The organism is Herbaspirillum hiltneri N3, from assembly GCF_001267925.1.
GTDB lineage: Bacteria > Pseudomonadota > Gammaproteobacteria > Burkholderiales > Burkholderiaceae_D > Herbaspirillum > Herbaspirillum hiltneri.
Genome location: NZ_CP011409.1, coordinates 3,921,190 through 3,933,995 on the forward strand (window position 1 = coordinate 3,921,190; position 12,806 = coordinate 3,933,995).

The following is a 12,806-nucleotide window of genomic DNA, read 5'->3' on the forward strand; positions in this document are numbered from 1 at the left end:
CTGCCTATTTTTTGTTGCTTGCCGCTCTTTTTATTGTTCGATCTTGGCCGACTTGGTCAGATCGCCGACCAGCGTCATCGTGGCGCGCTCCAGTGCCTGGCGCTCCATGGTTTGACGCAATGCGCCCTTGACGTCGTCATACTGGGGAATCTGTGTCGGACGAAGCTGATCCAGCTTGATCACATAACGTTCGTTGTTCCAGACCACCGGTGTCTGTGTCAGGCCGCCTGGTACCAGTTGAGAGATTGCTTGTGCTACCGGTAGCGGCAAGTTTTGGGTCTTGCCTTCCTGCGCCGGTAACTTGAAGCTGACCCATTCCAGTTCGCCGCCTTTGGTTTTATTGTTGGCGCTGCTCACTTGCGCCGCCAGCTGGGCGAAATCAGCACCGGACTTCAGTTGTTCCAACACCTTTTGTGCGGCGGTATCGTCAGCTACCTGGATCAGGCGCGCCTTGTATTCATTCGGGCCAAGACTGGCAACGATGGCATTGAATTGCTCGCGCACCATCACCTCGGTCACCGGAGTCGGCTTGATGGCGTCACGCAAATAGGTTTGGATGACAGCGGCTTCCTTGGCGTCCTGCATTGCTTTTTTTACTTCAGGGCGGTTCTCGAGCGATTTGTTTTTTTCAGCTTGCTGACGGAACAATTCACGCGCGATCAGCTGTGCCTTAACTGCACCACGCAATTGCGGAGAATCCGGCAAGCCGGTCAGCCTGGCCGCTTCCTGGATTTGCGATTCCGGAATCTTCTTGCCGTTGACGATGGCGGCAACACCCGCCGGCAACGCCGTCTTTTCTGCCGTCTGGGCAAACGACAACAACGGTGTGCACAACATGCCATAGACGATGCCAATGGCGATTTTTTGGGAGAGTGTGGAGTTCATGTTTTCTCTAAATAAAAATTCAAAATAATCCTGTTAGGTGCTAGTAAGACCAATTCAGGGTAGCCAGCAACAAGGCGCTTCTCTTTTCCAGGTAGTCCGGTTGCTGCACGGGCCGCCCCAAGGTGATTTCACTCGACCAGGCGTGCTTTGCTAGTTGCAGCTGCATGCGAACTCCGACTCCGATGCCGGACAGTTTTCTGGTGTGTTGTTCGGAAATCAGTTCAGTCATACCCGCATCAAAAAATGCATACGGCTCAAAATGGATGTCGCTCAACGTTGGCGCATTAGCCCAGATCACTTCATTTCTGGCGTACATGCCGCGGTCACCGCTGATGCCACTTTCACGAAAGCCACGTACCGACGACATGCCGCCCACAAAAATCTGCTCTGAACCGAACAACGCTTGCTGCGTCCACTGACCACTCACCTGAGTTCGCCAGGTGAACGCCGCTGCAGCAATAGAGGGCAATGCTGCCGTAATCGCCCCATTGACATCGAGCTTGGTGAATTGTCCGTGCGCTTCGCTGTCCTGAATCTGTGGACTGTCCTTGTTGGCACCGAAGGCACGCAAGCCTTTCGACACACCCGCTTCCAGGGTCAGCGTCGCCGGTTGCTGCCGCACCAGAAAGCGCAACAGCGTGTTGATGGCAACACGTAGTACGGTGAGTTTTTGCGGATCAAGCGTCAGGTTGTTGATGTCACGGTCGGCCCGGCGTAGCGACAAGGTCGTGTCGATGGCTGTCTTCGACGTCTGGCTGCGCGAGATGACGCGGTTCCAGCCCCAGGCGTTGCTCACGGTATTGCCATATAAGAGCGCGGTGTCGCCGATCAGTGACTGGTATTCGGAAACGGAGGCGGTGTAGCTGAAGGTGTTGTACCCAAAGGGAACCGAAGCCGATCCGACCAGAGCATTGGTCTCGCGGCTGCCGCTATAGTTGAACGACAGAATTTCCTGGAATCCCAACAGATTGTCGGCCTCCACGCCAAGACGCGTGCGGTTGAGTCCGGTCTGCTGACTGCCGTAGTTGTCGATGCCGGCACTAAACCACAGCCGATCCCCAACCTTGTTGTTGAGACCGATGACGGAACCTCCCGGCGAGCTGCCCGGCAAGATCTGCAACTCCGCCTTATTGCGCCGCATGCGGTTGATCTGCTCCACGCCCTGCTCCAGATCGGTCAGGTTGAGCAATTCTCCAGGCGCAGTAGGAAGCGCCATCTTCACCCCAACGTCAGTCAGCCAACCACCGCTATCCGGCGATGCATCCAGCTTGCTCGGCGACAGCGCCTGACCATTGAGCTCAATAGACTCCACCTTGCCGGGCACGAAGGTGATCACCAGTACCCCCGAACGCAGATTCTGTTCGCCAAGATAAGCGCGTGTAGTAATCAAGCCATGCTTGACGAACGCCTCGGTAAATCGTCGCAGCAGCAAATTGATTCTGGCGCCGCCCAGGGCTTTATCGACAAAGGCTTGTGTGATCTGCTGCACTTCATCGTCCGGCAACACGGTGTTGCCGACAACATCGATGTGATGGATCTGGAACGTCGGCCCTTTCTCCGGTACTTGCTCGACGTCGGTGACCACGTCGGGCGCCTTCGGCTCCGGCTTGGCAATCTCGATTTGTGGCGCCGGCTGCGTCGCTTCACGCTGCCGCTCGCGGTCGCGTTGTTCTTGCAGCAGGCGCTGCGCGGGATCTTGCTCGGGACGTGGAACCTGCGCATGCGCACTGGTCATCGTGACGAATTCAATTGCAGCAACAACCGCCAAGTTGCGGATGAACCCGGGCATGGAGTTGTTACGTGACCTCATCATCGGATGCGCCAGCGTCACCATAAGCCGCTTCCCACACCAAGATGATTCTCTATCGACACTGGATCGCGCCGCGGCGCACGCAAGGTCAAGATGCCGTTGGTAGCGACGATCTCCGTCATGCCGGCAAAACTGCCGCCATCGATGACGCCTTGTCCGTTCAAGGTCAGCTTGCTCCCCGCCAGCCACGAGCCGCCGGTGTCGGTCGCATACAAACGCGCCCAACTACTGCCGAACCAGGTCTTCATGCCGCTTTGCGAATAGGCGCGATAACCCACCACGCCTTGCGCGTAGATGCGCGGAGCAGTCACGGTCAGGTTGCCCAGGGCAAGTACATCGCCACCAATGTTGGCCGCTTCCGTTCCCGCAGTGATGCTGATGTTGCCGCTGGCGGTGAGCGTACCGCCATGACTGGTAATCGTGCTGGAAGCGCTGGCGCTGCAAAAGATCATGCAGCTGCGCTGATAGTGTGCGCTGCCGTCGAACAAGGCTTCATTGTGAAAAGCGCCGGTCACGGCGATGTTCATGTTGCCGTTGTTGACCAGACCGATGCCGCCCTGATTGGTGAAATTGGCCGCTTGTACGTCGATACCGGTCTCTCCGACCAGATAAGCCAACTGACTCGGCATGGTGACGACGCCATAATCGACGTCAAAGCCGGTATTGCGCCGCGTAAAAAACAACCACTGACTACTACTGTTGGCATAGGCGGCTCCTTGCTCGCCGTTGGCGCCCGGCGTCTTGTCGATGACGTTCACCACGTTTCCACCCGCCGTCAGCGACAAGCGATTGTTGCTGATCATGCGCGCATTGCGATTGGTGATATTCCCAGCGGCCCGCACAACAACGTCGTCATTGACGCCAAAAATCGCACCCAATACGCTTTCCGACGGCGACTGATTGAACACGGAACCGAGCGCGGCCAAGGTCACGGCGCCGGTCGACGCGGCATTTCCTGCAATACGAACCTGCCCCTGAAGCAGGCTGCCGATGTTGCGAATATCACCACTGCTGTTGACCAACAGGCCACCGTTGGAAGCAACCACAGAACTATTCAGTTCGCCATCGTTGGATGCAGAGAATCCGGTGTTCTGCAAGATCACATTCTGCGCGGCGAAGACATCGGTTGCAGTCAATGTGGTCGTTCCCGCGCTGGTAATCAGAACGTCTCCCGTCAGTGATAGCGTCGCACTCTTGACACTTTGCTTGCCGTCGCTGCTACGTATCGCATTGGCAGTGAAACTGTTGGCGTTGACGACCACCCCTGTCGCGCCGTTGACCGACGAGCCCGACAACGTCACGGAATTGGTCGCGGTTGCGGTCACCGAACCTGTTTTGGATGTCAGACTGGCGCTGCTGCCAAGCGATGACGGTGTGCCTGCCGAAAGCGCGATATTACGGCTTTTGACGATCACGTCCTGCTCGGCGGACAACTGACTGGAATTGATCAACACTTGCTGGCCATCGTTATACAAACCGATGCCACCAGTAGCATCAAAGGTCGTGCGACTGAACGTCAGATCATGCAAACCCGCCACACCGTCGGTGCCGATTAGGATATTGCCGCGCTGTGTAACGATCACATTGCCACCGGCGTCAACTGCGCGTTGACCGGCACTCAGATTGGCGTCCGTCAGTGCCACCTGTGCAGCGCTGATATCGATCGTGCGTCCGGCCTGGAGTGATGCTGCGACACCGTTATTGCTCTGGCTATCCACCGACGCGTTGGCCACGACAATATCGTTCACTGCCTGGATGCGGCCACCGTCGACATGCAGGTCGCCATTGCCGGCAATCGTGAAGTCGCCCACATTGGCATAGATGGCCCCGGCATGCCGGACACCTGCGCCCTGCTCCGTGACCACGAGCTCCACCCGGCCAGCAGTCAAACTACCGAGGGCGGTGATGTCGAGCGCAGTCGCTCCTGGGTTGCTGGTGCCAGTCGCCGTATGCCCAATCCAGGTACTGATCAAGTCGGTCGGCGAGACGCTGCCGTCAATTTCCGAATGACTGGCGCCGGCCACCGTACGAATGCGCGCAGCGCTATTGCCGACAGTATTGAGGACTGCCCCGTTGACGGTGATTTGCTTGGCAATCAACTCCAGGTCCAACATGGCGCCGCTCAGGCCATTGGGACCGATCACGATCTGGCCCTGGGAGGTGTTCAGGATGATGTTGCGTTGTACGTTGCCCGGCGACAGCGTGATGTCGTTAAAACTGACTTGTCCGGTGGTCAGGGCGACGTTGCCGGTATTGACGAAGCTGCCGCCGTTGACCGTGATGCCGTTGGGATTCGCAATGATCACATTGGCCCGTGAGCCGAGCACCGTGATATCGCCCTGAATCAGACTCGGGTTAGTGCTGGTGACCTGATTGACGATGTTGCGCGCATTGACGCCGACGTTGTTCAATATCGCGCCACCGGGACCGACATTGAACTCCGTGTAAGTATTGTGCGAAACACCAAACGCCGCTGGCGCAATGTTGACAGTCTGACGCGCGCCGCTCGTCGACACGCTCGTTGCGGTGCCACCATCGACGACAATGCCCGCTGCATGTGCAATGGATGTTTGTAAAAGTGTCGCACCCACGACGACACGCCCCACGCGGGAGCGAAATGAAGACCCCATCCCCTACTTTCCAGATTTTTTGTTTCACAACTTAGTTCTGGAGACCGGCACAATCTGACCGGACATTCTTGTAAGGAGGTTGCGGTCACTGCTGTTCTCGTTTTGTTTTACACAGCTTTACCGGTGTAAGCCTGTGTTTATACAGAAACGTTTTCCACATAGAAATGTCCATGCGACAACAAACAACAACATACTAGTAATATGATGTTGACTACATGAACTGACTTTACTTTGGTCCTTTTTTTGTCTTGGGAGAGAGATGGGAGAACGTCATTTTGCGCAAATCGCCCGTCTTTTTCGATAGCTTGTTAACTCGATTGTGAAGATAATTTTGCGTAAAAAAGAACGATGAATGCAGGCGTTCTACGGGACGCTAAGCCGAGACAGCGCCTCACGGGGCAATGATGCTTTAATCAAATCTAATAAAGCGTTTGGCCTTTCTTACAACATGCTGTTCCTTTGCTCGCAGCATTGACCCTATATAACTGATCCACTTTCCATTGCCGAGCGAACGCGGCAACGCGATCATAAGAGCCTTCAAATCCCAACACACACAAGTCTGCGTGCATCTGCTTGAGACTGCGCTTTTGCTTCCTAGATTTGGTGGATTCGGTTTTAAGCCATGCGGATAGTTTGAATGTGTACACATCCAGAGCACTGGCTGAACGCCGGTCAGCGTTGGCTGGCTCTACAGTTTCAGAGCGCAGGTAACGTCTAACGGTGTTCCTGGAGATGCCAAGTCGCTTGGCGATCTCCCTTAGCGATATCTGGTCACGTAAGTGCCAGCGCCGAATAATTCCTAGTAATGCCTCGTCGATCACTCCAATCTCCTACCTGATTGCTTAGGTAGGATTGTGTCTCAAACGTGGGTCAATTTTCGATGCAAAATTCCCAGCAAAGTGGGTCAGTTTTCGATGCAAAACTACAAACAACGGTTAAAAAGCACTTTGCGTAAAAGAATCGTTAGTCCCTTTTACGTCTGAGCGTCAGCCTCGTAGAAACTCGTAGAATTTTTTTTGATATTGGTGGGTTAACTTGGCTTTTAGCAATGATAGTGGCGGTTTCGCGTTCGCCTGCGATGATGCAAAAATATCAATCTGTGCCAGCACATGGAATACCCGACTGTCACAGACAGGGTGCATGATAGGTCCTATTTTTGTGATGACGGGACTTTTGCCAGACCAGGATTTCATTTCGGAAATCATTGGAAAACGGCCGCGTGATTTTTTTATAATCGCCAATAGAAAAGCTGAAGCTATCCGTCATGGCGCAGTTCCTGCTTTTACGATTGGCTCAAACAGCCCCACCGTTTTGCAGCCGTGAAGGAAGCCATTTTTTAGGAAATTGGCATTAGCATAGGGGGATTTTAGGGTGTGACGGGCCACATCTCGCAAATATTCATCAGGTTTCTTACCCTCTGCGCCGGCGGTGTCGTCGCTCCAGCGCCACTCATCAAGCACTTCGACGAGCCACGCTTTGCCGTCACCACCAAGCAGTTTTCCTCGATACCTTTCCACAATTCCGTATACATCCTTCCATGTATCAATTTGTTCGGCGATGTTTGGTGGGCCAAACGCCAAATTGATATCCGTTGCTGTCAGATTTTCAATGTCCGCGTGTCGCAAAGTTATCTTTATATCGACGACGTAAGGTAATGTTGAGAAAGGGTAAAAAGCCTTACGGCGAACAAACGCGCCGGCAGGGTCTTTTGGTGTGTATCTCGGATCTTTGCGGCCCTTGTAGCTGCTGTTGCAGTGGTGGCAGGCAGGGACGAGGTTCTTAAAGTTGATGGAATTGAATGGGTACAGCACCTTGGGGAGATAATGGTCGTACGCTTCGCGCTTACTGTGATACTCCCCCAGCAGATCATTGATGCCGCAGAATGGGCATTTGCTCGTTTTGTTGACGGTCACAAAGGCTTTGTAGTGATCATTAATGGTGCCGACCTTGGCTTTAATATCGGAAGCATCGAAGTCATAAAGGTCTGAAAAAAATATGCGAAGGTCTTTGAGTAACGTGGGATATTTGCGCTCGATGTCCTTGTAATGCGCTGGATGGAGTGACTGATCGTTGGCACAGAGCCGCTCAATATCATTGTTGCTGAAGTACCACCATTTCAACCTACGAATCTGTTTTAAATTCAGGTGAGTGAAATGGCCGTAGATTCGTTCAACGTTGCCATAGAAAAAATCAGCATTCTTCTTGTCAGAGTAAAAAAATTTCTTCATGACTTCAAATAACTCAGGATTGCCGCTACACGAGTTGAATGAGAAGTTGATCTCGGGAGTTGCCTTGCACCACACTTCGTGAAAAATGAAGTCGATAAAGGTCTGCATCTTCTCCATCTGGTGTGGCACGTAGGTATAAGGAAACAGCATCAGTCTTTCCTCCCCCCATTACCAGGATCGTAACTATCGAGAATGGCCGTGATCAGTAGCACCTTTTCTACAGAATCGCCGAGTTTTTGGTGGATTTCGTTGATGAGCGCGTCCTTGTCCTCACCACCGTTCTCAAACCGCCCACGCAAGCCATCGAGAACTTCCTGCGCTCGCCCGCCGATAGTTTCGCGCTTGCCAAAGGTACTCATGGTGATCTTGTTGATCGAGGCGCCCAGCGTGTTGTAGTGTGGTGGGTTAATTCTGACTTCACCGGTAGACTTGTCTTTCTCGAAGACCAGTACCTTGTCAGGTTTACTGTCTGAGATTAAGAATGGCGAATGCGTCGTAATCAATATTTCTTGGCCAACATTGTCATTAGCCTTGTCTGGCAAACACCGGCGCAAGCGACTGATGAAATTAGCTCGCCAATCAGGATTGAAATGGGTCTCCGGTTCGTCTAGAAGGAAAAGACTATTTGTATTACGAAACAGTAGACTCATCCCAAGACTATGCAATAGCTGATGCTCCCCATCCGACAATCCTTTCAGCATCATCGGTTCAGTCACATCCTGCTTGATAAAGCGGACAAACTTGAAACGCATGATGCGCTGATCTGATGCCAATCTAGGCACAGTCTCGCTGACGTAGTGACTACCTGAACGATAGACATCCTCCTTGAGCCCTTCAGCCACTGCATAAAGATTTAGCGTCAGCAAGACCTGAAATGCTTGGAACAATGCGAGAGGTGATTTGTAAAATGCATAATCGAAGTTTTCGCGAAATGCCTCACGTGCTTCCTGATTTACCCAGTAGTCTAGAACCAGAGTATCTGTAGTTTCATCTTCGTACCAGCATGTAGCGCAACGCTTCAACCGCGTAACAATTGGGTCAAAATTATCAGCCGATTTTGAATCAGCCTCTAATAAGTGCATCAGGTTGATTCTGAATTCACCGGTCTCATTGTCCGTCATCAATGCAGGATGATCGCTGCCGAATATTGTGGCCACATCGGATGAGGCCGTAATGCTGCGTCGAATGACTATGCGAAACTCAAGCAAAGCTTCGATACCCACATCCTCGCGGAAAGGCTGTAAGGCGTCATCATCCTGTAGCAACAGATTGCACAGCAGAATAGCTTGGCTGAATTCGCTATCAAGGTAGGCTAAGCGAGATTCTGGTCGGCCAAGATAGGGCAGTTGCTCCTTTAGGCAATTCCAATATTCATCAAATTGCACGAAACGCATTTTGAAGAAGGGTAAACTGAGGATCTCGTTTTCGCCCGAGGAATAGCCCAAAACATACTCCGGCAAAAGAAATTCCCGCTCGCGCTCACTGCACAAACCATCGGAAGCAAGACCGTCACTACGAGTGACAAAATTTTCTGGATTCAACCAATACATCTGAGGTGACGTCTCACTTACCTTGATCACTCGAACGTGGGCATAGCGTTCGCGCTCGGGTAAAGCGCCATGAGGCAGCATTATCAGGTATTCCAGTTCAAACGCATTCGGGGTGCCGTCACTGTCTTTAATTCCATTTGGATTGTCATCCGAGGCAAAAGCGTCTGGTAAAAAATTACGGCGCACGCGCTGCACCTCCAGTTGGAAGAAGATCGCCGCAAGCGCTTCGAGCAGATTGGATTTGCCGCTTCCGTTAGGGCCGGCGCAAACAAAAGGCGCGAAGCCTTCGGAGTTGTCCAGTTCGGCCTGCAGGTCAAGTTCACTGCGAAAGTAATGTACAAAACCGCAATGCAGGCTGCGAAAGCCCGCTGGATCCGTAATTTTGAGACTTAGCAGTTTCAAGGCCGAGCTCCGCGCTTAATTTCTATGAGATTGCCAAAAATCGGTTCCCCACTTTCGTCACGCCCTGTAATGTTGCGCGATTGCTGGAGGCGACCATCGGTCAGAGTTTCGAACACCCAGGTTTTTACGTACTCGTAGTCGTTAGCGCCCAGCTCGAAGTCGGTTTCCGGATGCAGTTCCGCCAAGCGGGTTTGCGCAGCCGCCATGAAGCGCTGTACCGAAAACGGCATGCTGCCCAATTGGCTATGATAGGCTTCCAGCCATTGTGTGATCAGTGCGTTTCTTGCATCGACATTCTCAATGGCATTGAGTAAGTTATCGGTATCGGGCAGATAGATGGCAAGGCTTTCGTCAGCGCGAGCCGGCAAGGGTTCTGCATCCACGGTTTTCTCTTTCTCTAGTCTTATGTCCGGCAAGGGCACGTGCGACAAATTCAGTTCACCCTTGAATGCCTGCTGGCTCAGCGCGCCATAGAGGACTTCCAAATTGGTTAGGCTTTGCTGATAGTGAGTCTTGATGCCTTCAATTTTTTCGACGACAATTGCAAATTGATTTTGAAGATCAATTGGGGGCTTGATCATCTTGATCAGCTCGAAATCCCCTTTGGTCAAAATCTTCTTCATTCCTTTCGTGGCTTGACTCTGTATATAAGGCCGGGAGAATCTAAACAAGCTATACAGATATAACGGATTGACGTCCTTGCCAGGTTGGATGGCATTAATCTGCTGATTAAAAGCCACTGTTCTGTCAGTCAACGCTGCACGGCCAATTGACTCCACGCTGCCTGCGATGCAAGCAACCAGCAATGCCCCACTTGAGATGGTTCGACCACGCCGAGCCCCTGTCTCTGAGAGATGCTCGGCAGACGGCGTGACGAAAACGGCATCAGCCGTAATGTTGTCGGTTTTGATCCACTCGATGAAATCGTCGCCGTAATTTGTGGAGTCATTTCTTGGTGGCGTATTGCCCGTGGAAATTTTTCCGAAGGCCTTCAGTTCGGTCTTATCCCACCCTTTCTCATTTCTCACTGGATCTCCAAACATCTCCAGAAATACGCTCTCGAGCAGGTCGTGGAGCTGTTGCAGGTGGCGTTTGCGCTGGGCGATCAGTTTTTCCACTTTGCCAAGCAGGTTGGCAATACGAATTTGGTCGTCGAGCGGAGGGAGGGGTATTTCTACTTTCTTTAAAGTGTCTTGCGTAATAGCTTTGAACGTCGAGCCTGTACCTAATTTTGCAATCGTCTGCTCGTTTGACTTCAAAAAAAAGTAAAGAAAATCAGGGTCTAGAATTGAGCTCGCTCTAATCGCCGCCAACCCACGGCCGATGATTGATTTCTGATCACAAATATTCACTGAGCCAACTGGTGCTCGAACAGACATAAGGATGTCGCCTGGTTTGGCTTCTTTTGCTTTTAGACTGTTACACCAGAGACGAACTCGTGGGTACTTTTCCTGAAAATCTGTCTTCCCTTGAAAGAAAGGCAAACCATCGCCCTTTGAGTTGTACGTTGACGAGGGCGGCGATTGTCCAGCGATGATCTTTGCGACGGTATGGAGTTGCTGCTTCTTCATCCTACCATCCCCCGCAACTCCAGCAGCTCGCGCACGATGCCTCTCTGCACCTTAGCAAGATCTTCTTCGCTAGCATCACCCACCTCGGCCTCGAGCAGTCGATCTAAAATCAGCGTCGGGGCGTCGTAGTGAACTTCTTCGAACACATCTTGCTTATAGCGGGAGAGTCCAAGGTCATAGCCATCCTCAGCTTCGATCTCAGTACGCGGCACCATGAAGCACTTTGCAGTACGGTCGATGCCTGTATCGATCTTGCGAGCGTGGTACTTGGCAATGATGTCCTGCAGATCACCAAATCCCTCTTCCTTGTCACGTTTGTCGTTCAAGGTATAACCGTCAGCGGTCATCTCGTAAAACCAGACGTATTCAGTAGCGGGCTGGGTGACTTTGTCTTTCGGCCCCCACACCTTAGTGAATAAGAGGATAGCGGTGCTGACCCCGGCATAGGGTTTGAACACGCCGCTAGGCAACGTGATAACAGCTTTAAGGTCGCAACGCTCGACCAGCATCTGGCGCAAGGTCTTGAAGGCGCCGCCAGAACCAAACAGCACACCTTGCGGCACGATTACGCAAGCGGTGCCGCCTTTCTTTAGCAGCCGATAGATATTCTCGACGAACAGCAGCTCGGTCTTAGTAGTACCCAATTGAAGACTTTCGTTGATGTCGCCTTTGTCGATGCTGCCGGTAAAGGGCGGATTGGCCATCACGATGTCGTACTCGGACTCTTCGATAAAACTCTTGCTCAGCGTGTCCTTGTAGTCGACGTGCGGCTCATCAATGCCGTGCATCATCAGATTCATCAGCCCCAGGCGCACCATCGTGGCGTCAATATCGTAACCCCACAGCGAGCTGGACAGAATGGCCTGGGCCTTTTCGGTGAGGGCAGCCGCGACCGAGGTCCGCACAAAGCCGTCTTCATCGGGTGTGAGGCCCGTGGTGCCCGCCTTGACGGCGAGTTGGGTGACGATGTACTGATAAGCCCCTAGCAAAAAGCCGCCGGAGCCGCAGGCCGGATCGGCGATCTTGTGGCCCAATTGAGGCTGCACCAGATCTGCCATCATCTTGATGATGTGGCGCGGGGTGCGGAACTGACCGTTCTTGCCAGCAGTTGCGATCTCCGATAGGAGCATCTCATAGACATCGCCCTGGATGTCTTGGAAGGCTTGGCCGTTCTCCCGTGAGTCGCGTTCCATCACTTCAAAAATTTCGTCGATGGTCTTTACCGCTTCCACCAGCAGGGCCGGCTTGGGAATGATGAACACGGCGTTCTTCATATGATGGGTGAAGTTGGAGTCGGCACCGTTCAGATCTTTTAGGAACGGAAACACCTTGCCTTGCACATGCTGCAGCATTTCTTCGGCTTGCATATGCGTGAATTCGCTCCAGCGCAACGTGCGCTTTTCGATTTCATACATCTTGGCATCGGCGTGACGTTTGTCGGCTTCTTTCGGAGTGTCATCATCTCTTGCTTTGGAGCGATATTCGGGAGGAATCCATTTTCCTTCGAATTTTGAGATGTACTTTTCGCCAGTGAATTCAGCATCGGCCTGTTTTTTTTGATCCAGCTCGTCGAGCCGCTTCATGAATAGTAGATAAGTAATCTGCTCGATGGCGGTGAGCGGGTTGCTAATGCCTCCACTCCAGAATTTGTTCCAGAGCTGGTCGATCTTGCTTTTGAGTTCGGAGTTATTTTGTAGCATGCGCTCAATTCCTTGGGTTTATATGGGGGC

General features: G+C 52.5%; 7 protein-coding genes and 1 pseudogene. All 8 read right to left on the minus strand.

The window, feature by feature from the left end:
• Window positions 1–30: 30 nt before the first annotated feature.
• The 8 genes and pseudogenes from F506_RS17860 to F506_RS17890 all read right to left on the minus strand — a co-directional run bounded on the left by F506_RS17860 (window position 31) and on the right by F506_RS17890 (window position 12,776).
• Window positions 31–885 carry a peptidyl-prolyl cis-trans isomerase gene (locus F506_RS17860; RefSeq protein WP_235471219.1) on the minus strand — a complete coding sequence of 285 codons (855 nt, stop codon included), beginning with the start codon at window positions 883–885 and terminating at the stop codon, window positions 31–33.
• 40 nt (window positions 886–925) lie between these two features.
• Window positions 926–2,674: a ShlB/FhaC/HecB family hemolysin secretion/activation protein gene (locus F506_RS17865; RefSeq protein WP_053201757.1), complete on the minus strand. Its 1,749-nt coding sequence runs from the start codon at window positions 2,672–2,674 to the stop codon at window positions 926–928.
• Between the two features lie 38 nt (window positions 2,675–2,712).
• A complete protein-coding gene (locus tag F506_RS17870) occupies window positions 2,713–5,325 on the minus strand; it encodes a filamentous hemagglutinin N-terminal domain-containing protein (RefSeq protein ID WP_053199660.1) in 2,613 nt (870 codons plus the stop codon).
• A gap of 452 nt (window positions 5,326–5,777) precedes the next feature.
• Window positions 5,778–6,146 (minus strand): annotated as a pseudogene (locus tag F506_RS22795) (helix-turn-helix domain-containing protein); the annotation flags it as partial.
• Between the two features lie 441 nt (window positions 6,147–6,587).
• On the minus strand, window positions 6,588–7,703 hold the full coding sequence (locus F506_RS17875; protein WP_053199662.1) for an HNH endonuclease: 1,116 nt from the start codon (window positions 7,701–7,703) through the stop codon (window positions 6,588–6,590).
• Window positions 7,703–9,505 (minus strand): restriction system-associated AAA family ATPase, encoded by a 1,803-nt coding sequence (locus F506_RS17880; RefSeq protein ID WP_053199664.1) that lies wholly within the window; start codon window positions 9,503–9,505, stop codon window positions 7,703–7,705. The genes F506_RS17875 and F506_RS17880 overlap by 1 nt, the downstream gene beginning before the upstream one ends.
• Window positions 9,502–11,076 carry a restriction endonuclease subunit S gene (locus F506_RS17885; protein ID WP_083458004.1) on the minus strand — a complete coding sequence of 525 codons (1,575 nt, stop codon included), beginning with the start codon at window positions 11,074–11,076 and terminating at the stop codon, window positions 9,502–9,504. The genes F506_RS17880 and F506_RS17885 overlap by 4 nt, the downstream gene beginning before the upstream one ends.
• Window positions 11,073–12,776: a type I restriction-modification system subunit M gene (locus tag F506_RS17890; RefSeq protein ID WP_053199666.1), complete on the minus strand. Its 1,704-nt coding sequence runs from the start codon at window positions 12,774–12,776 to the stop codon at window positions 11,073–11,075. Before F506_RS17890 ends, F506_RS17885 begins: the two co-directional genes overlap by 4 nt.
• Window positions 12,777–12,806 lie beyond the last annotated feature (30 nt).